Source organism: Streptomyces sp. NPDC055189 (assembly GCF_053606765.1).
This window is the reverse complement of record NZ_JBSGSG010000003.1, coordinates 239,719-259,314: the sequence shown is the minus strand read 5'-3', so window position 1 is coordinate 259,314 and position 19,596 is coordinate 239,719. Positions and strand designations below refer to the sequence as shown.

General features: G+C 71.6%; 13 protein-coding genes. 4 read left to right on the top strand and 9 right to left on the bottom strand.

The window, feature by feature from the left end; all coding sequences use genetic code 11:
• Positions 1–13: 13 nt before the first annotated feature.
• Entirely contained in the window at positions 14–1,663 is a 1,650-nt protein-coding gene (locus tag ACWFR3_RS04300; protein WP_453733009.1) for a PucR family transcriptional regulator, read from the top strand.
• A gap of 38 nt (positions 1,664–1,701) precedes the next feature.
• On the opposite strand, the gene ACWFR3_RS04295 is transcribed toward ACWFR3_RS04300, so the two are convergent.
• The 4 genes from ACWFR3_RS04295 to ACWFR3_RS04280 form a co-directional block, all read right to left on the bottom strand.
• Positions 1,702–2,685 (bottom strand): aliphatic sulfonate ABC transporter substrate-binding protein, encoded by a 984-nt coding sequence (locus ACWFR3_RS04295; protein ID WP_453733008.1) that lies wholly within the window; start codon positions 2,683–2,685, stop codon positions 1,702–1,704.
• 76 nt (positions 2,686–2,761) lie between these two features.
• A complete protein-coding gene (locus tag ACWFR3_RS04290) occupies positions 2,762–3,541 on the bottom strand; it encodes an ABC transporter ATP-binding protein (protein WP_453733007.1) in 780 nt (259 codons plus the stop codon).
• A complete protein-coding gene (locus ACWFR3_RS04285; protein ID WP_453733006.1) occupies positions 3,538–4,350 on the bottom strand; it encodes an ABC transporter permease in 813 nt (270 codons plus the stop codon). The genes ACWFR3_RS04290 and ACWFR3_RS04285 overlap by 4 nt, the downstream gene beginning before the upstream one ends.
• Positions 4,351–4,369: 19 nt before the next feature.
• On the bottom strand, positions 4,370–5,563 hold the full coding sequence (locus ACWFR3_RS04280) for an ROK family protein (protein ID WP_453733005.1): 1,194 nt from the start codon (positions 5,561–5,563) through the stop codon (positions 4,370–4,372).
• 278 nt (positions 5,564–5,841) lie between these two features.
• Here ACWFR3_RS04280 and ACWFR3_RS04275 point away from each other — a divergent pair, with 278 nt between their 5' ends.
• Positions 5,842–7,326 carry a sulfatase-like hydrolase/transferase gene (locus ACWFR3_RS04275; RefSeq protein WP_453733022.1) on the top strand — a complete coding sequence of 495 codons (1,485 nt, stop codon included), beginning with the start codon at positions 5,842–5,844 and terminating at the stop codon, positions 7,324–7,326.
• Positions 7,327–7,338: 12 nt separating this feature from the next.
• Positions 7,339–8,682, top strand: a complete 1,344-nt coding sequence (locus ACWFR3_RS04270) for a family 43 glycosylhydrolase (RefSeq protein WP_453733004.1) — start codon at positions 7,339–7,341, stop codon at positions 8,680–8,682.
• A 1-nt stretch (position 8,683) separates the two neighbouring features.
• Here ACWFR3_RS04270 and ACWFR3_RS04265 read toward each other — a convergent pair whose 3' ends face one another.
• From ACWFR3_RS04265 to ACWFR3_RS04250, 4 genes are all read right to left on the bottom strand, one after another.
• The gene (locus ACWFR3_RS04265; protein ID WP_453733003.1) at positions 8,684–10,327 is read right to left on the bottom strand and encodes an amidohydrolase; all 1,644 of its coding nucleotides are present in this window, start codon (positions 10,325–10,327) and stop codon (positions 8,684–8,686) included.
• A gap of 36 nt (positions 10,328–10,363) precedes the next feature.
• Positions 10,364–11,200: a mycofactocin-coupled SDR family oxidoreductase gene (locus tag ACWFR3_RS04260; RefSeq protein WP_453733002.1), complete on the bottom strand. Its 837-nt coding sequence runs from the start codon at positions 11,198–11,200 to the stop codon at positions 10,364–10,366.
• An 86-nt stretch (positions 11,201–11,286) separates the two neighbouring features.
• The gene (locus tag ACWFR3_RS04255) at positions 11,287–14,421 is read right to left on the bottom strand and encodes a tetratricopeptide repeat protein (RefSeq protein ID WP_453733001.1); all 3,135 of its coding nucleotides are present in this window, start codon (positions 14,419–14,421) and stop codon (positions 11,287–11,289) included.
• On the bottom strand, positions 14,418–14,906 hold the full coding sequence (locus ACWFR3_RS04250) for a hypothetical protein (protein WP_453733000.1): 489 nt from the start codon (positions 14,904–14,906) through the stop codon (positions 14,418–14,420). The genes ACWFR3_RS04255 and ACWFR3_RS04250 overlap by 4 nt, the downstream gene beginning before the upstream one ends.
• A 164-nt stretch (positions 14,907–15,070) precedes the next feature.
• On the opposite strand from ACWFR3_RS04250, the gene ACWFR3_RS04245 reads away from it, so the two are divergent.
• Positions 15,071–18,376, top strand: coding sequence for a DEAD/DEAH box helicase (locus ACWFR3_RS04245; protein ID WP_453732999.1), 3,306 nt, complete (start codon positions 15,071–15,073; stop codon positions 18,374–18,376).
• A 76-nt stretch (positions 18,377–18,452) separates the two neighbouring features.
• Here the strand turns inward: ACWFR3_RS04245 and ACWFR3_RS04240 are convergent, their stop codons facing one another.
• On the bottom strand, positions 18,453–19,496 hold the full coding sequence (locus ACWFR3_RS04240) for an Lrp/AsnC family transcriptional regulator (RefSeq protein WP_453732998.1): 1,044 nt from the start codon (positions 19,494–19,496) through the stop codon (positions 18,453–18,455).
• Positions 19,497–19,596 lie beyond the last annotated feature (100 nt).

Here is a 19,596-nt window from a genome sequence, read left to right as displayed (position 1 = left end):
GGTACGAGGCACCGTGAACACACAGCCGCGGGCCAGTCTCAGGCGGGTCCTCGAAGATCTCGGCACCACCCTGCTGGACCTCGTGTGCGGCGACCCGGACACGGCGGACGAAATCGGCGGGGTCGTCATCCACGATCCGTTGGACGACCCGGTGCTGCCCCGCCAGGCGCTGGTGCTCGGCATCGGCGTCCAAGGGGCGCAGGAGACCGCCCGGCTGCTCACCGACCTCGGCGACGCCGGCGCGGCGGCGCTGGTGGTCCGCGCCCCGGTGCAGACCGACGCGGCGGTCACCGCGGCGGCCCAGAGATCCGGGGTGGCGCTGCTCGCACTGACCCGCGGCGCCTCCTGGGCCCAACTCGCCGCGCTGTTGCGCTCGCTGCTCGCGGACGGAGACATCGGCGAGGCGGGGCCGCAGACGCTGGGCGGCACCCCGTCCGGCGACCTGTTCGCGGTGGCCAACGCGGTGGCCGCGCTGCTCGACGCCCCCGTCACCATCGAGGACCGCAGCTCCCGCGTCCTTGCCTTCTCGGGCCGCCAGGACGAGGCCGACCCCTCCCGCGTGGAGACCGTCCTGGGCCGGCAGGTGCCCGAACGCTTCACCCGCCTGCTCGAAGACCGCGGGATCTTCCGGTCCCTGTACCGCAGCGACCAGCCGGTGCACGTCTCCCCGCCGGGGCCCGACGGCTTCCACATCCCGCGGGCCGCGATCGCGGTGCGCGCCGGGGACGAAGTCCTCGGGTCCATCTGGGCCGCCGTCCGCACCCCGCTCACCGCGCAGCGCGGCCGGGCGCTGCACGACGCGGCCAAACTGGTGGCCCTGCACATGCTGCGCCTGCGGGCCGGCGCCGACGTCGAGCGCCGGCTCCGGGCCGACCTGGTCTCCACCGCGCTGGAAGGCGGCCCCGGAGCCGCCGAGGCTCTGGGCCGCCTCGGCCTGACCGACTACGCGGGCGTCGTCCTGGCCCTGGCCGTGCCGGACCCTCCCGAGCTGACCGACTCGACCGACCTGCACGCCCAGCACACGGCCGAACGCCAGCGCCTGGGCGACGCCTTCGCCATGCACCTCTCCGCCATCCACGCCCGCGCCGCCACGGCGCTCATCGGCGATGTCGCCTACGGCATCCTCCCCGTGCCGCACCATCAGGCGGACGCGGAGGAGAGGGCGGCCCGTATCGGCACCGACTTCCTCACGCGCATCGGTGACCGCCTGACACCGCTGATCGGCATCGGCCCCACGGCCCGGGACGGCGGCGCGCTCGCCCGCTCCCGGCAAGGAGCCGACCGGGCACTGCGCGTCCTGCGCACCAACAAGAGCCCCCGGCAGCTCGCCCGCATCTCGGACGTCCATGTCGAGGCGCTCCTCCTCGACCTCGCCGACCTCGCGGCCGAGCGAGGCGATCCGCCGACCGGGCCCCTGGCCCGGCTGCTCGCCTACGACAAGCAGCACGACTCCCAACTGGTCGACACCCTCAGCGCCTGGCTCAACGCCCTCGGCGACGTCCCGGCCGCCTCCGAAGCGATGTACGTCCACCAGAACACCTTCCGCTACCGCCTGCGCCGTGCCACCGAAGTCGCCGGGAGCGACCTCACCGACCCCGACGTGCGCTTCGCACTGATGCTGCAGCTGCGCCTGCTGCGCCGCCCGGACGTGCCGGCGCGCTGACGGCAGGGGCGGGATGCCGTTCGGTGCCCGGTACGGCGCTACTCGCTGTACGCCTTCGTGTAGAGGTCGCCCGTGTAGTACTCACCGGGGTCCGGGTTCTCGTCCAGCTGCTTGTTGCGGACGAAGAAGTCACCCAGCGACTTCAGCCACTTGTCGACCTCGCCGTTCTTGGTCTTGGCGGCCAGGTCCTTGGTGGAGAGGGGCTGGACGTGCGAGGCGTCGGCCTTGGCCTGGGCCTCGGTGACCTCGAGCATCTCGGCCGTGAGCGCGATGGTTTCCCCGGGGTGCTCCTTGCGCCAGTCGTTGGCCTGCTGGAGCACCTTGATGACCTTGCTGTTCTTCCCCTCGGGCACCTTGTTGCCGGCGACGAACGCGGTGGGGAAGGAGTCCCCGGTGTCCTTGGTGCTGGCTATCTCCTCGAGACCGGGGACCTTCTTCCTGATGGTGTCGATGGCGGGGTAGAAGAAGCCGGCACCGTCGATCTTTCCGGAGGAGAAGGCGGAGACGATGGTGGACGGGTCCATGTTGACCTTCTCGATGTCCTTCGTCGTCATCCCGGCCTTCGCCAGGGCGATGTTGAGGACCATGTCGCCGGAGGTGCCCTCGGGCACGCCGACCCGCTTGCCCTTGAGGTCCTTCATGGACTTGATGCCGGGCTGGCCGATGACGCGGTCGGCGTAGGTGAGGGTGTTGACGGCGACGACCTTGGTCTTGCCGGAGGCGGGCAGCCACATCGCGCCGGGGCCGATGTAGCCGTAGTCGAGGTTGCCGGCGCTCAGGGCCTGGACCTGCACGGGACCGTTGTTGAACGACTTCACCGTCGCGGTCAGGCCCGCCTTCTTCCACAGCCCCTGTTTCTCGGCGATCGCGAGGAGACTGGCGCCGTTGTAGTCGCCGATGTAGCCGAAGCGGACCGTGTTGTTGTCCTCGGACGCGCTGTTGGAGCAGGCACTGGCGGTGAGCGAGAGCATGAACGCGACGGGCAGCGCGACGGCGGCGCGCCTGATCGGCCTTCTGGGCATGCGGGAGGTCCTCTCGGGGTGGTGCACGGGTTGGTTCTGCGAAGTGCCGTGGGGGGAGGCGGGAGGTGACAGGCAATCAGGCTGCTGTGGGCGGGGCTTCCTGGTGGTACACGGAGGTCCACACCTCGTTGCGGATGCGCCGGAACTCGGGGGAGAGCCGGATCTCCTCGGTGCGGGGGTAGGGCAGATCGACGTCGATGACGCGGTGGATGCGGCCGGGCCTCGCGGCCATGACGACGACCCGGCTCGCGAGATAGACCGCCTCGTCCACGTCGTGGGTGATGAACAGGACGGTGCGCTTGTCCTGGCTCCAGGTCTGCAGGAGCTGGTCCTGCAGCTGCACCCGGGTCAGGGCGTCGAGCGCCCCGAACGGCTCGTCCATCAGGAGCACTTGGGGGTCGACCGCGTACGCGCGGGCGATGGCGCAGCGCTGCTTCATCCCGCCGGACAGCGTCTTGGGCAGGGCGTCGGCGAAGTCGCTCAGGCCGACGAGGCCGATGGCCTGATCGGTGCGCAGGCGTCGCTCCGCGGCGGGCACGGAGGCGAGCTTGAGCCCGAACTCCACGTTCTGCCGTACGGTCAGCCAGGGGAACAGGGCGTACTGCTGGAAGATGACCCCGCGGTCGGGGCCGGGTCCGCAGACGGGCGTGCCGTCGACCAGGACGCTGCCCGAGTCGGGCTCCTGCAGCCCCGCGGCCATGCTCATCAGGGTGGACTTGCCGCAGCCCGAGGGGCCCACGACGGTGACGAACTCCTGGTCCGCGATGTCCAGGCTCACCCCGTCGAGGGCGGTGAAGGCCGCACCCTTGAGCGGGAAGGTCTTCACCACGTCGCGGAAACTGATCTTGCTGTTCATCGTCGCTCCTGCCAGCCGGTGAGGCGTCGCTCGGCCAGCAGCAGGAGCCGGTCCATGATGAGCCCGAGCACGCCGATCGTGATCAGGGACACGAAGATCGTGTCCATTTCGAACCAGGTGGACGCCTTCTGCATCCGGTAGCCCAACCCCTCCTGGGCGCCGATGAGTTCGGCGGCGACCACGGTGGCCCAGGACGCCCCGAGGCCGATGCGCATGCCGACGAGGATGAAGGGGGTGGAGGCGGGGACGACCACCTTGGCGAAGATGGTGCGGTCCGATGCGCCAAGGACCCGGGCCGCGTTGATCAGTGTCTTGTCGACGTCGATGACGCCCTGGAAGGAGGAGAGGACGCAGGCCATGAACGAGGCCAGGAAGATCACGGCGATCTTCGGGACCTCGCCGATCCCGAGCAGCACGACCGCCAGCGGGATGAGCGCGAGCGGCGGGATGGTGCGGAAGAACTGGATGTACGGCTCGACCAGGGCACGCACGACGGGATACCAGCCCATGAGGAAGCCGACCGGCACGGCCACGGCGACGCCCAGGGCGTAGCCGATGAAGACACGGCGCAGGCTGGCGAGCGTGTCGGACGCCAGGGTGCCGTCGGAGATCATGGTGCCGGCCTTCTGCGCCACCGCCGACGGCGTGGGCAGGTTCTCGACCAGGCCCAGGGCGGCCACGACGCCCCATACGCCGATGCCCGCCGCCACGGCGGCGGCGTTGAGGGCCAGGGGCCGGTGCCGGGAGCGGCGCGGTTGCTCCTTGCGCCCTTCGGCGGCGGTCTTGTCGACGGGGGTGATCACAGCCATGGGTTCCTCGCTGGTGGCTTCACGCGTTCTCCTCGGAGACGGGCTGCGGGTAGTGGGAGAGCAGGGGGGATTCATGGAGAACGAGGGCGATGCCGCCCAGCGCGCTGCCGGTCTCGCCGAGCGTCGCGCGCCGTACGTCCACGTGCTGGCGGGCCATCGGCATCAGCTGTTGTCGCAGGGCCCGTTCGACCGGTTCGAGCAGGGCGGGTCCTGCCCCGGCCAGCTCGCCGCCGACGACGATGACGCCGGGTCCGACGGCCTGGCACACCGCGGCGAGGACTCCGCCGATGTCGATGCCGACACGCTCCAGGACGTCCAGGGCCGCGCGTTCGCCGGCAGCGGCGGCGTCGAGGAACCCGGAGAGGTCGCCGGCCCCGCCACCGGCTTCGCGGTAGCGGTACAGGACCGCGTCGAGCGAGGCACGTGTCTCCAGACAGCCGGTCCCGCCGCATTCGCACGGTCTGCCCGACGGGTCCACGGTGATGTGGCCGAACTCGCCGGACAGGCCGTTGCGGCCGCGGTGCAGCGCGCCGCCCACCACCAGGCCGCCGCCGACGCCGTGCGACAACCGCAGGTAGAGCACGTCGCTGCGGTCGGCGGCCGCACCCCATACCGCTTCGGCGAGCGCCGCGAGACGGGTGTTGTTGTCCAGGAGCACCGGCACGCCGAACCGCTTGCGCAGCAGGTCCGGAAGGCCGTCGATGCCCTGCGCATGGGCCTTCTCGCTGCCGGGGTCGGTGATGGGGCCGACCACGCCGACGCCGATCGCGCTCAGTGCATCGAGATGGACGGCGCCCGACGTGGCGAGCAGACGTTCCGCGATGTTGATCCGCTCGGGCCAGGAGAGGTCGGCGGCATGCGCCTCGCTGGCCGAACCGATGACCTCATGGGCGAAGTTGACCGCCGCGACGTGCACGGCACGGCGCGCGAAGTCGATGCCGACGGCTTCGCCCGCGGCCGGGTTGAGGCTGAGCTTCTCCACCGGGCGGCCGCGCTTGCGCACCTCCACGTGCGGGGTGCCCGTGACCACGGAGCCGTTGCCCACGAGCCCGGCGACGATGTCGTGGAGCGTGGTGCGGGAAAGGCCGCTGCGGTCGCCCAACTCGGCGCGGCTGAGCGGACCGTGCTTGCGCAGCAGCTCGAGAACCGCTTGCTCGTGGCTGCGTCGGAGCCGCGTCAGCGGGCCGTCGTGTTCGTGCATGCAGGACAGCATGTGAGCGCCGAGTATTTTCGTCAATGAGTCGAAACAAATTGTTCATATGAACGCCGTGTCACAGGAAACGCTGCACGGGAAACGCCGTGATCTGCTGACGTGGACGGCGCGGACGTACCGGCAACCCCGCCTGGTGGAGTACCTCGACGCGATTTATGTGCGCACTCTTGACTTAAATCATCGCCGGGTCGGAGCATGCGTCGCACGGCATCTGGCCGAAGTCGATGTGTGCCGGAAGCCGGACCGACCGATCCGAAAGGCCCTTCGTGCGCCACAACATGCTCTTCCTGATGACCGACCAGCACCGGGTGGACACCCTGGGCGCGTATGGCAACCCGCACACGCACACCCCGAACCTCGACCGGCTCGCGGGCGAGGGCACACGGTTCGACAGCTTCTACACCCCCACCGCGATCTGCACCCCGGCGCGCGCCAGCCTGCTCACCGGGGCCGCCCCCTTCCGCCACAAGCTGCTTGCCAACTACGAGCGCAACGTCGGCTATCTGGAGGACCTCTCCGAGGGCCAGTTCACCTTCTCCGAGCAACTGCGCTCCGAGGGCTACAACCTGGGCCTGCTCGGCAAGTGGCACGGCGGCGTGCGGCGCACCGCCGCCGACTACGGCTTCGAGGGCCCCGGCCTGGCCGGCTGGCACAACCCCGTGGACCACCCCGACTATCTCGCCTATCTGGACGAGCACGGCCTGCCCCCGTACCGCATCACGGACTTGGTGCGCGGCACCACACCCAACGGCAGCCCCGGCAACCTCCTGGCCGCCCGCCTCCACCAGCCCGTCGAAGCCACCTTCGAGTACTACCTGGCCACGCGCGCCATCGAGATGCTCCGCCGCTTCGCCGCGCAGGAGGACCACGGAGACGGCGCGCCGTTCTTCCTGGCCACGCACTTCTTCGGCCCGCACCTGCCGTACATCCTCCCGGACGCCTACTACGACATGTACGACCCCGCCCTGGTCGAACTGCCCGCCTCCGTCAGCGAGACCTTCGCGGCGAAACCGGCCGTCCAGCAGAACTACAGCAAGCTGTGGGCCTTCGACACCATGCCCCTCGAGGAGACGCGCAAGCTGATCGCCGTCTACTGGGGCTACGTCACGCTCGTCGACGAGCAGATCGGCCGCATCCTCGACGCCGTACGCGACCTTGGCCTCGACGAGCGGACGGCGGTCTTCTTCACCGCCGACCACGGCGAGTTCACCGGCTCCCACCGGCTGCACGACAAGGGCCCCGCCATGTACGAGGACATCTACCGCATCCCCGGCCTGCTGAAGGTCCCCGGCGCCCCGCCGGGCCAGGTGCGCGAGGAGTTCGTCTCCCTCACCGACTGCACCGCCACCATCCTCGACCTGGCCGGCAGCAAGACCGAGCCGGCCGTGGACAGCCGCAGCCTGCTGCCCCTCGTACGCGGTGAGCACCCGCGGTGGGACGAGCACCACCTCGCCGAGTTCCACGGCCACCACTTCCCCTACCCGCAGCGGATGTTGCGCACCAGAAGCCACAAGCTGGTGATCAACCCGGAGTCCCGCAACGAGCTCTACGACCTCGACGCGGACCCCGACGAGCTGCACAACCGCCATGACCACCCCGAAATGCGGGACATCCGCGCGGAGTTGACCCGGCGCCTCTACGACCTGCTCCGCGAGCGCGGCGACAACTTCTACCACTGGATGACGCCGATGTTCGACGTGGAGACGGACTACGACACGACCCTCTCCGCCTTCGAGACCGACGCGCGGCTTTCACACGACTAGGGAGAGCATTTGATGACCAGACCCACGAACGAATCGAACTTCGGCCGGCGGTCCGTACTGGCCGGCATAGCGGGCTCCGTGGGCGCGGTGGCGGCGCCCGCCGGGGTGGCCCTGGCCCAGTCGGACAAGGGCGGCGCGAGCGCGACGCACCGGCCGTCGACCCGTTACCCGGCGAACTGGCCCGCGCTCGAACCGTACGGTCGTGCGGACGCCCGTGAGGACCTGTGGCCGCGCGACGACAACTCCTTCGTCCTGCCCCTCGAACTTCGCCCTCGTGACGAGGATCTTGGCAGAGTCTGGATGCGGGACACCTACGTCAACTGCTTCACCGTCGACGGCCGCCCCCTCTATGTGGCGACCGGCACCACCCGGGTGCCGGGTCTCACCGCGGCCGGCCCCTGGAACGACGGCATCTTCGTGTGGACGGCCCGCTCACTGCACGGCCCGTGGAAGCTGGCCGACACCACGAAGATCAGGCCCGACGCCGAGCGCGGCAAGGTCTGGTCACCCGAGTTCGTCGGGGAGAACAAGCCCGGCCGCACGGTCGTCGCCCCCTGGCAGGAGCACTGGCACGACGACGGCCAGTTCGGCAAGCGCGGCAACGCCTGGGCGCCCGAGCTGCACCACTTCCGCGGCAAGTGGTACCTCGTGGCGTGCATGGGCGACCACTCGAAGAAGGTCGGCTCGTTCGTCCTGGTGAGCGAGGGCGGAGTCGAGGGCCCGTACCGCCTGATCGAGGGCAACTACGACAAGCCCTTCGGCGAGTCGTTCATCGGCGGGCCTTCGTTCATCAAGCCCGGTGCGTACTTCCACATCGACGGCAGCATCTACACCGAGGGCAAGGACGCCTGGCTGGTGCTTCACAACCACCTCTACGCCAAGTTCCGCGAGGACATGGAGGACATCGAACCGGCGACGAACCTCCCGCTGTTCCAGCAGAAGCCGTACACGCCCGAGCCGTACCTCGAAGGCGCCTACGTGTTCAAACACGGTGGCAAGTACTACCTGCTGCACGCCGCGTGGGACCGTACGTCCATCGACGCCTACGGCAGCCCCCGCTACGGCTACGACGTCGGGGGCGCAGGCCGCACCCAGTACCAGTACGACGCGGTCGTCGCCGTCGCGGACCGGTTCGAGGGCCCGTACTCCGAGCGCTGGACCGCGGGGGTGGGCGCCGGGCACAACAACTTCTTCAAGGACCGTGACGGCGGCCTGTGGGCGACCTTCTTCCGCAACCCGGCCTTCGGCTACTGGGCCGACCCGTCCCGCGTCGACGACGCGGCGGTAGCAGGCGTCGTACGCGTGGAGTGGACCGGACCGAAGGGCAACCGCCTGTACGTACGGCGCCAGGACTAGATCAGACCCGCGCCTCGTGGACCAGCTCCCCTTCGACGAGCGTCATCTTGACCCGGGTGTCGTGCACTTGGGTGATCTTCGCTTCGAAGGGGTTCTGGTCGACGACGATGATGTCGGCGAGCATGCCCGGTTCGATGCGCCCGACGCGGTGCGCCATGCCCTCCTGGCGGGCCGGGTTGGCCGTGAACAGGCCGAAGGCCTGCTCCAGCGTGATGGCCTGGGACGCGCCGAAGCTGTCGGCGCTGCCCCCCGGCTCCTGCCGGGTGACCAGCGTTTCGATGGCGGACCACGGGTTCACCGACGGCACGACGCACCAGTCCGAGCCGGCCACGACCAGCGCACCGGATGCGAGCATCTCGCGCACCGGCCACACCCGTTCGACCGCTGCCGGGCCTACGGCAGTTGCGATGTCGGAGCAGATGGGGGAGGGCTGCCACAGGTAGGGGGAGACCTCGAACGTCGCGCCGATCCGTGCGGCGCGTTCGAGGTCGGCCTTCGTCACGAACGTGCAGTGTCCGACGTTGTGCATGCACGGGCCGGGCCCGTTGGCCGCGCGGGCCGCCTCGACGGCGCCCAGGGCCGCCCTGACCGCCGCGTCGCCGGCCGCGTGGAACTTGACGGTGATGCCCATCCGGTCGAACCGCGTCACCGCCCGGTCGAGGACGGCCGGCGCGATCGCTAGCATCCCGTGCCGGCTCGCCTCGTCGTCCCGCCCCGCCACCGTGTCCTCGTAGGGCTCGATCATGGCCGCGGTGTGGCTGTCGGTCGGCACTCCGTCGAGGAAGATCTTCACGCAGTCGGGCGCGATGTGCTCGCTCGCGTGGAGGTTCCGTGCCGTGATCACGTCTTCGCACGCGGGGTCGTAGGGGGACCACACGAGACACAGGCGCACGCGCTGCTTGACGGCTCCGCGCGCGGCGAGGCGGGTGTAGGCGCGCAGTTCGGCCCGCGGTCCCGCGGTGAAGCCGACCGCGGCTTCGGTGAACGACGTGATCCCGTAGGACAGCATTTCTCCGAGGGCCCACTCCAGGGCCGCCTCGACCTCTTCGTCGGCCGGTTTGGGGGCCGAGGCGGCGAGCAGGTCGGCGGCGGTCTCGCGCTGTATGCCGCTGGGATGGCCCGCGCCGTCCCGCTCGAAGAAGCCGCCCGCCGGGTCCGGAGTGCCGGGGCCGATTCCGGCGGCGGCGAGGGCCGCGCTGCTCGCCCAGGAACTGTGCCCGCTGGTGTCCTCCAGGAGGACGGGATTGTGGGGGGCGACAGCGTCGAGCATGGCCCGGTTCGGGGTGGCGCCGAGCGCGGAGGCGTCCCATTGCCCGCCGAGCACCCAAGTGCCGGGGTCGGTCCGGGAGATGCGATCGGCCACGATGCGCAGGGTCTCGGCCAGGTTCGAGCCCTGCGGGACCTTGCAGCGGCGTTCGCGGATTCCGGCGTAGATCGGGTGCACGTGCAGGTCGTGCAGGCCCGGGAGAACGGTGTCCCCGGCCAGTTCGACGACCCGGGTGGCCGGTCCGCGCCGGCGCAGCACCTCCTCGCGGCCGCCCAGGGTCTCGATGACACCGGCGCGCACGGCGAGCCCGTCGGCCCACCCCGAGGCCGTCCTGACCTGCCCGCCCACCAGAATCGTGTCCGCGTACTGATCGGTCATGGCGCTCCACCTCACGATCGGTTCTGGCCCGGCGGCTCAGCGGCGGTTGATGAATCCGGCGTCGACGGGCAGCGTGACACCGGTGACGTAGCGGGCTTCGTCCGAGGCGAGCCACAGCACGGCATTGGACACGTCGGCCGCTTCGATCACGTCCACCGGAAGGGCGTTCGGCGCCGTCTCGGACAAGATCGTGTCCTGGGCGACGAACTCGACGATGGCCGGGTCGGTGACCATGGGCGTGGCCACGCCGGTGGGATGCACGGAGTTCACCCTGATGCTGTGCCGGGCGAGGTTGTTGGCGTACGTACGCATCAGCCCGACCGCACCGTGCTTGGAGGCGGCGTAGGCAAGACCGCCGTTACTGGCCCCGCCGATGCCGACAAGGCCCGCCGTGGAGTTGACGATCACGATCGAGCCGCCCTGCTCGGCGGCGACCATCGACGGGAGAGCCACCTCGATGGTGTGGAAGGTGCCGGTGAGGTTCACCTCGATGGCGTCGTGCCACGCCTGCACCCGGTCCGCCACGAGCAGCGGCGCGATCCCGGCGTTGGCGACGACGACGTCGATCTGCCCGAACTCGGCGAGCCCGGCGTCGTACGCCTCCTGGAGAACCTCCCGATCGCGCACGTCCGCCTGCCGCGCCAGGACGCGGCGGCCCATGGCCTCCACTTCCTCGACCGCGTCGTGCAGGTCCTGAGGCGTCGACAGCGGGTAGGGCACGGTGTCCACCGACCGGCAGATGTCCACGATCACCAGGTCGGCGCCTTCCTCCGCCATCCGCCGCACATGACTGCGCCCGAGCCCTCCGGCCGCACCGGTGACAAAGGCGACCTTGCCGTCGAGGCGCCGGGGGGATCCGCCGTGCGGGGTCATGTCTGTGATGTACCGCGGGGGAGGCGGCGTGGCCAGGGGGTGAGGCGAGCCCGCGCCGCTCGTGGTCGGGCGGCTCCGTTCCGGGGTCAGTCCACGATGATGCCCGGATAGCAGTGGTCGTGGTGCCAGTCCGGGGCCACCGGGTAGCCGCAGTAGCAGAATTCGGGCCGCGCTGACTCGCCCCTGGCACGCCTGGTCAAGGCGACGATCAAGGGCTGGCGGTCCAGCCAGGACGTCGCGTCGTCGTGGTCGGTCAGGCCGAGGGCCTCCGGCGTCACGTCGAGCCCGTCGGCGAGCAACTCGACCAGCTGGTCGGCCTGTCTGCGGATGAAGCGCAGGACGTTGCCGCAGTAGGACGTGTCCATCTCGTCCAGCCGGTGTCGGCGGTCCTGAAGGTCTTGCCAGACCTCGTCCTGGTTCAGGAGGTTCACCCAGTGCTCCTCCATGGTCCAGCGTGCGGCCGGTGCGACGGATCCGCTGCTGATCGCGGACCGCACCAACTCCTGTGTCTCCTCCGCCTCTTCGAGGGCCATGCCGTACTCCGCGCGGTCCTCGGCCGCAAGACGTCGATAGATCGCTACGGACATGTCGGCGTCCCGGCGTGCGGCGGCGAGGCTGCCCTCGGCGCCGATCCGGGCCCGGGCGGACTGGCGCAGGGCCTTCGCGTGGCTGCTCTCGTAGCGGACCGGATCGGCGGCCGCGAGCCGGGCGGTGATCCCGGCCGCCTCGTCGGCCAGGGGGAGCGCATCCCGCCACCGTTGCAGCCGCCCCAGATAGGTGACGAGCCGCGACGCGACATCCGCCAGGACGGGCTCCTGCGCGACGGGCGCCACCGCGGCCAGCCGCCGGGCGGTCGCCACCGCTTCCTCCAGCGCGGTGACCGCCTCCTCCCTGCGCCGCGAGGCCCACAGCAGCAGGGAGAGGTTGCCCAGGCACTGCGCCAGTTCGGACTCGTCCAGCACGAACGCGCGGGCGAGGAGCGACCCGGCGGGCGGTCCTGCCGCCAGGCCGCGCCGGGCGAACTCGATGGCCCGCGCCTGCGCGGCCACGGCGTCCGGGAGCCGGCGCAGCTGCCAGGAGAAGATGCCGAGGTTGTTCAGGGCGAGCGCGAGGCCGGTCTCGTACCGGCCCGGTTGGGTCGCCGTCAGACGCCAGAAGAGCCCGACCGCTTGCTCCGTGGGGGCCATGGCCCGGTCGGGGTAGCCCGCCGCGGCCAGCCCCCGCCCCACCTGAGCGAGGGCCAGGGCAAGGCCGGGCTCATGAGCCGCGGGCTCCGCCGTGGCCAGGTCCTGGAAGAGCGCGGCTGCCTCCTCCGCCGCGTGCAGGGCGCGGTCGGGGGCCCGGGCGTCGAAGGCGTGCTGGGTCAGGTGCAGCAGCGCGGTCGCCAGGGCCGCGGCCGGGGACATGTACGGCGTCGTGTGCGCGAACGCGGCGTCGGGGGACGACGGAGACGACCGAGACGACGGGGGCGGAGAACCGGCCGGGCGGTTACCGGCAGCCGCCGCCTTGCGGAAGCAGAGCACCGCCTCCTCGTCGGCGGCCAGCGCCTCTTGTGCCCGCCCCGCCCGGCCGAGCCGGAAGCCGAGGCCCTGGTGCAGGCGGCCGCGCTCGGCCGGGTCGGCCGTGCCGGGCAGGAGTTCGGCGACCAGCCGGGCGGTGAACGTCGCGATGCCCGCGTCCAGGTCGAGCTGCCCGAACTCCGGGAAGCAGGCCTCCACGGAGGCGAGTACGGAGGCCGGAAGGGTGGTCTCGGCGAGCGCCGTGAGGGCCGCGCTGCCCGCGGCGACGGCCACCGAGGGATCCTGGCGCAGGATCTGTTCCAGGTGCCCGGAGATGTGCGGCCAGCGCCCCGGTGCCGCCGCGGCGGCCAGAAAGGTCAGGCCGCGCGTGACGGACGGCGGAACCGCGCCGTCGGGGCCGCGGGCGCTGAGCGCTCGCGCTGTCGGTGCGGCCCAGGGGGCGGCCGGGTAGCCGCTCACGCGGTGCCCGTCGAGGCTGAGGGCGAGGAAGTCCTCGGCGAGGCGGTCCGGGTAGAGCGGCTCCAGGACGGCGCCCGGCTCCGCCGCCGGGTAGCAGGTGCCGTGGTCGGTCAGCAGCCGCAGGGGCCGCTCCAGGCCGATCCCGGCCAGCAGAGCGCCGCCGTCCCCCGGTGCCACGGCCCCGGTGAGGGCGGCCGCGAACACGACGCGGTTCATGTCGCTCGGGGCGGTGTCGAAGTCCAGCCCCTCCAGGCGGTTCTCCCACAGCCGGGTCCAGTGCCGTCGTTCGCGGTTCAGGAGGTATGCGGAGAGGCCGGCCAGGTCGTCCGGAGCCTGTTCGCCGTGTACGTGGGCATCGACGGCCACCAGGGCGGCCATGTGTACCGCGAGGACGAGCCCGAACTCCGGGCGCTCCAGGTCCTTGGGTTGTGCGATCACCGCCGGGTCGGGCACGCCGTACCGGGCGGCGAAGCAGTCCCGGGCCGCGGCGAACATGGCCGACCTGGCCCGCGGGTCGCCGCCCGGGGCGCCCAGCGGGCTCAGCTCCTGGTCCCGGGTGCCGGCCATGCTGTCTTCCAGGGCGGAGCGCACGGCGGGCCAGGCGGTGGCCGAGCGGGCGAGCAGCAGCAGCCGGGTCGGCAGGGAGCCGGCGAACAGGCGATTGCTGAACAGCCAGGTGAGGTGCGAGACGGGCCAGCGGTCCGCGTAGTCGACCACGAGGAGCAGCCCGCGAGCCCCGCCGGGCCGCAGGTCCACGCCGCTCTCCTGGCCCGCGTCGAGGACGGCACCCGGGCCGTGCGTGGCCGTGACGACCTTCCAGCCCGCGGCGGCGCTCGCGGCGGCGAACTCGTCGGCGAGGCGGCTCTTTCCGTGACCGCCGGGGCCGTGCAGCCACGTCGCCGAGAGCCGCGGCCCGGGACCGTCGCGCCAGGCGGCGAGATCCGCGCGCTCCCGCTCCCGGCCGGTGAAGTCGACGAGCCGGTAGCGGGCGTTGAGCATCCGGCTCGGCTGGTCGAGGAGCCAGGTGTCGTCCGCGGCGGGGGCCGTGCTCCGGTGCTCGCCGAGCAGGTACACGGGCCCGCGATCGGGGAACACGTGCAGGTCGGCGCCCACGACGCCGTACCCGAAGCCGCTTTCCACCCGGATCGCCTGGTGCACGGCCGCCGCGGGGGCCGGAGCGGCCCTCAGGCCGTCACCTCCGCCGGTTGCGGCTTGCGGGCTGCCCTCGTGAGTCCCTGTCACCGAGCGGCTCCGCCGGTGCCTTCACCCCTGCTGTCCCCGTCCGCCCGCGCCGGTTCGGCGGACCGGTCCGGCGCCGGATCGCTGCCGTGGTGGTGGTTGACGATGTTTCCGCCCTGCACCACGAACGCCTTCGCGTTGTCCCGTACGACGACGTCCTGCACCCACTTCGGCTCGCTGTTCCCGGCGGGCCGTACCTCATCGATCAGGGCCCGCAACTCTTCGGCCGCCGCCGGGTCGCGCTGCAGCAGCGAGCGCAGTTCGAGCTGCCACAGCGGCAGGAGTGTCTGCCGTACCTGGTCGCCGTCCTCCGCCTCCGCCACGAGCCGGGCGTTGCTGTCGAGTTGGCCCTCGATCGCCTGCTGCCGGTCCTCGCCGGCACGGCGCCGGAACAGCTGCGCCACGCGGGCGCGGGCGAGCGTCCAGGAGTCGGTGGCCATGGCCCCGACCACCGCCGTACCACCGGCCAGCACGAGTTCGTCGAGCACAAGTCCTCCTTCTGCGGGCCCCGTTGACGTCGCGCACCTCGTGTGCCGCGTCCCGCACCGATGACCGTAGAACATCCGGCCGCGATCGGGGGGTTGTGCAGGTGGTTCTCACGATGTGTGAGCGATCACTCGCTCGGCGGTGACCCCTGTGTCAGAGTTGATTCATGAGCACGGCTGATGGGGGAGAGCAGAATGGAGCGGCCGCGTCGGGTCATTCGGTGCCGGACTTGGTCCGCACACGGTGGGGAGTCGGTCTGACCGACCCGCTGCCGGCCCGATTCAAGGAGCCCGGCTGGAGTTACGAGGAAGAGGTCCCGCGCCGCTGCCCCGCCTGCAGCGGCGAACTGCACTCCCTGCGCCGGCCGTACGAGTCGCAGGGGCGTGTGTATCGCTACGTGGCCGTCGTGTGCCCGCGTTGCCCCGCTGCCTTTGCCCTCGCGGATCTCGGCGTGAAGACGTACGACAAACTCATGGGCCACAGCGGCATGGCATCGGTCCCCGCACCCGCTTCCGCCGTGTACTCACCTCCCGCGCCCGGTGCCGACACCGGTGTCTGGGAATCGCTGCTCGGCCCGTGCCCCACAGATGACGAGCCGGGCGGCGTGAGCATCACACCGATCTATGCCGCTCCCGGCGCTGCACTGCGTCCTGCTCCCGGCGCGACACCGCGTCCTGCTCCCGGCCGTCCGCGCGTCATCGCCTCGAACGTGCCCTCTCCGGGGCGCGGTTGGCCCGCCGACCTGCCGCTGCCCGCCGATCCCGAGACGCGGCTCCTGTACTGGTGCAAGGTGACCGATCCGCACTGGCGACCGCCCCGCGCGGCCATCGACGCGGCCCTGGACATCCGCGTCATCATGCCGGACGGCCCGGAATTCGACCCCCTGCGCGCGCACCTGACCGAGGAGGACGTGCCATACCGCTGCGCACGGCACTGGCAGGAGTCGGAAGTCGTCGGCACCGTCAGCGAATCGGGGCACCGGACCGACCTCGTCGCGTGGCCCGTCCGCACCGGGCCGCTGCCCGCCGCCCCGGTCGCGGGTCCCGGCGCCCATGCCGCCCGTGACGCGTTCGCGCTGCAGTGGGACGCCCTGGAGGAGCTGCCCGAGGACGCCGATGACGCCTACGTCCCGGTGGCCGATCTGGTGCCGCCGGGCTGGGCGCCGTTCCTGAAGTACCCGACGTTCAACCCGGCGCAGGCCGACGCCGTCCCGGCGATCCTCCAGGACGACGGGAACGTCCTGGTCGTCGCCCCGACCGGCGCGGGCAAGACCCCGATCGGCATGGTCGCCGCCCTCAAGGCCAACGCGCAGGGCCGCAAGGCCGCCTGGCTCGTGCCGCAGCGTTCCCTGACCGACGAACTCGACCAGGAACTCGACCTGTGGCGTGCCAACGGACTGAGCGTGGTGCGCCTCACCGGCGAGTACGCCGTCGACGCCGAGCTGATCCGCAAGGCCGACATCTGGATCGCCACCACCGAAAAGTTCGAGGTCATCTGCCGTACCGGCTCCCTGCGCGACGCCCTCGCCGATGTCGGCTGCCTCGTCGTCGACGAGGTCCACCTGCTCGGCGACCCCGGCCGCGGCCCCATCCTGGAGGCCCTGCTCGCTCGCGTCGGCGAGGACACCGGGCAGGTGCGCGTCGTCGGCCTGTCCGCGACGGTCGCGAACGCCGACGAGGTCGCCGACTGGCTCGGAGCCCGCCTGGTGCGCACCGCGTGGCGGCCCACCCGGCTGATCTGGCAGATACCCGTCCCCGCCGCGTCCACCAACAGTGACCGGGGCGCCCGCGCCGTGGCCCGCACCCGCGCCGCCGTACGCCAGGTCCGCGCCATCGCCGACGAGGGCGGCAGCGCCCTGGTGTTCTGCGGCAGCAAGCGGGGGGTGCGCATGACCGCGCTCGCCCTCGCCGAGGAGCGCGGGGTCCGCGGCAAAGGCATCGACACGGACGATCCGGAGGCCGTCGAGCGGCTCTGTTCGCCCACGGGCGTGCGCATCCACTACCGGGACTGGCCCTACAAGCGCGAGGCCGAAAAGGCGTTCCGCAACCGCGAGGCGAACGCCCTGGTGGCGACGTCCACCGTGGCGGCCGGGGTCAACCTGCCCGCCCGCGCCGTCGTCGTACGCGACACCGAGATCGGCTTGGACCGGGTCGAAGTGTCCATGGTCCAGCAGATGTTCGGCCGTGCCGGCCGGGTCGGCGCCGGGGAGCGCGAGGGCTGGGCCTTCCTCCTCACCGACGGCACCGACCGGCCCGAGTGGCAGGCCCGGCTGGCCGCCGGCTACACCGTGCGCTCCCGCATCCGCGAACGCCTGCCCGACCACCTGCTGGCCGAGGCGGTGCAGGGCCGTGTGCGTACGCTCCGTGAGGCCGAGAACTGGTGGACCCGCACCCTCTCCCACCACCAGGGCAACGAGAGTTTCGACCCGCTGTACGACGCCGTCGAGTTCCTCACCGAGGCCCGCTACCTGCGCCGCAGCCCCGGCCTCGAGCACGACGACACCCTCCTGGCCACCGAGCTCGGCATCCTCACGAGCCGTTTCATGCTCGCCACCGACATCGCCGACGACCTGTCCGACCAGGTGCGCGCCGCCCCCGTGCCCCGGGATGCGGACGCCGCCGAGCAGTCCCTCACGGCACTGCTCGCCGTGCACCTGCCGAACCTCGTACAGGCGCAGTTCACCGACCGGGCCCGCGTGGCGCTGTTGCGGGTGCTGCGCAACGGAGGCCATCTGGAAGCCCCGGATCCCGCGGACCCTCAGGCGGGCGCGCGGCCCGCGGACGAACCGGTGGTCGCCGGGGACCTGGCGCGGGCGGCGCTGCTGCTGGTCGCGCACAGCCCCAAGGTGTTCCGCACCCGCTCCCCGTACGTCCTCGGCATTCCCGCCGAGAGCCTGACCGGCATCTACGAGGAATCCCAGCGCTACCTCGCCTGGCTCGGCGCGCAGGGACCGCTCGGCACCGTGCATCCCTGGGTCGCCGTCGTCGCCGCCGATCTGGCCGCCAGGATCCGCTGGCGGGCACTCGGCCCGCGCCGGGGAGCGGGACGCCTGCTGTGGATGTGCGAGCAGATGGCCACGGCGCCGCTCGCCGCCCGGCTCGTGCCGCAGATGTGGCGAGCGGCCCGCAAGCGAGGCATCGGCGCCCCCGACTGGACGGGCACCACGCCACCCAACGGCTGCGCCCTGCCCGCCCAGCGCTACCGGCAACTCCTCGCCGAGCGCACGACGGGTGCGCTCATGACCCCGGAGCCGGACGGTGTCCTGGTCGAGGGCTGCCCGCGCGGGGCGGCCGTACGGCTGTGGGACGGCGTGTCCGTGGAGTTGCACCCGGTCGAGGGCGCCCCGGTCGAACTCCCCTACCCGCGCCGGGCAGCGGGCGGCCCGGCGGCCGGTCACCGTGGCGCGGTCGTCTTCACTCGGGGCGATCGCCTGGCCACGGGGTGGCTGGCCGCGTACAACGGCTTGGGCTGAGCGAGGCGATGGGAGCGGCCGCCGATTCCGGCGGTCTCAGCCCGGTGGTCTCACCGAAGCGCGCCGGGGCTCCTGGTCATCGGGTGTGGTGCTGCGGCGAAAGGATGTCGTGGGCCCGGGGGCCCAGTACGAGGTCGTCGTCGCGGTCGATCCACTGGCGGCGCAGGACGGACAGGGCGACCAGGGTGTTGAGGCCGTTGAGGCCGGGCAGGGCGCCGAGGTCGTCGGTGACGAACCTGGACAGGTGGTCCTCGTCGGCGAAGACGCCGTGGTGCAGGATCGAGGCCGGCCCGGCCGTCATGACGGTGAACCGGGCGCAGGAGTGTTCACCGAGCGCGGTCAGGACGGCGGGGATGTGCCGCGGCTGGACGTCGAGGGTGAACAGCGCGGTGATGGGGAATCCGAGGGCGGCCGGTTCGATCTCCACCCGGGGGCGGACGGCGCCTGATTCCAGGAGCGACTGGATCGTCCGGTAGGCGGTGGACCGGCTGACGTCGAGTTCGCGGGCGACCTGCGCCGCGGAGACCCGGCTGTCCTCGACGAGGAGCTGGAGTGTGCTGAACTCGATCTCGTTGAGGGGCCCGACGGTGCTGGTGGTCGCACCGGGTTGGGCGTCGGCCTGCCGGCGCAGCTCCTCGGTCTGCCGGGCGGTGAGCCGTTCGAGCCGCCAGGTGAACGCTTCGCGTGCGGAGCGCAGCACCAGGTGCGACTGGATGGAGGCGATGCCGGGGATTTCGGGCAGCGTCCGGGCAAGCAGGCGGCGCGGGTCCGTGCCGGGCAGGGGATAGAGCGTGCAGTAGATGTCCGAGTCGCCGGTGGTGGTGATGAGCGACTGGGCCTGCGGCACCTTCTGGATGGCCGCCGCGACGTCGGCCGTGGCGCCCGGCCTGCACTTGATCCACACCACGTAGGGATTGCCGGTGGTGAGCAGCGACCAGTGCACGGTGCCGATGAAGCGCAGGAGCCCGAGCTGCTGCAGCCGCTGGATGCGCCGCCCCGCCGTGCTGGCCGACGTGCCCAGGATGTCGGCGACCGAATTCAGCGGTGCGCGGGGCGCGATCTGCAGCGCGGCCACCAGATCGAGGTCCGCGTCGTCGAGCCCGTGCTTCATCTCTTGCATGCAGACAGCCTACACAGATCGATTCTGCCGATATGCAGCTGTTGCTTGACACAAAGAAGCGTCGAGCTGTCTTATGGCGAGCCATATCGCCACTGATCAG

What these genes read in the sequence shown, in the direction of transcription:
- ACWFR3_RS04295 (WP_453733008.1), bottom strand. Translation starts at nt 2,685, where the DNA reads ATGCCCAGAAGGCCGATCAGGCGCGCCGCCGTCGCGCTGCCCGTCGCG.
- ACWFR3_RS04290 (WP_453733007.1), bottom strand. Translation starts at nt 3,541, where the DNA reads ATGAACAGCAAGATCAGTTTCCGCGACGTGGTGAAGACCTTCCCGCTC.
- ACWFR3_RS04285 (WP_453733006.1), bottom strand. Translation starts at nt 4,350, where the DNA reads ATGGCTGTGATCACCCCCGTCGACAAGACCGCCGCCGAAGGGCGCAAG.
- ACWFR3_RS04280 (WP_453733005.1), bottom strand. Translation starts at nt 5,563, where the DNA reads ATGCTGTCCTGCATGCACGAACACGACGGCCCGCTGACGCGGCTCCGA.
- ACWFR3_RS04275 (WP_453733022.1), top strand. Translation starts at nt 5,842, where the DNA reads ATGCTCTTCCTGATGACCGACCAGCACCGGGTGGACACCCTGGGCGCG.
- ACWFR3_RS04270 (WP_453733004.1), top strand. Translation starts at nt 7,339, where the DNA reads ATGACCAGACCCACGAACGAATCGAACTTCGGCCGGCGGTCCGTACTG.
- ACWFR3_RS04265 (WP_453733003.1), bottom strand. Translation starts at nt 10,327, where the DNA reads ATGACCGATCAGTACGCGGACACGATTCTGGTGGGCGGGCAGGTCAGG.
- ACWFR3_RS04260 (WP_453733002.1), bottom strand. Translation starts at nt 11,200, where the DNA reads ATGACCCCGCACGGCGGATCCCCCCGGCGCCTCGACGGCAAGGTCGCC.
- ACWFR3_RS04245 (WP_453732999.1), top strand. Translation starts at nt 15,071, where the DNA reads ATGAGCACGGCTGATGGGGGAGAGCAGAATGGAGCGGCCGCGTCGGGT.
- ACWFR3_RS04240 (WP_453732998.1), bottom strand. Translation starts at nt 19,496, where the DNA reads ATGCAAGAGATGAAGCACGGGCTCGACGACGCGGACCTCGATCTGGTG.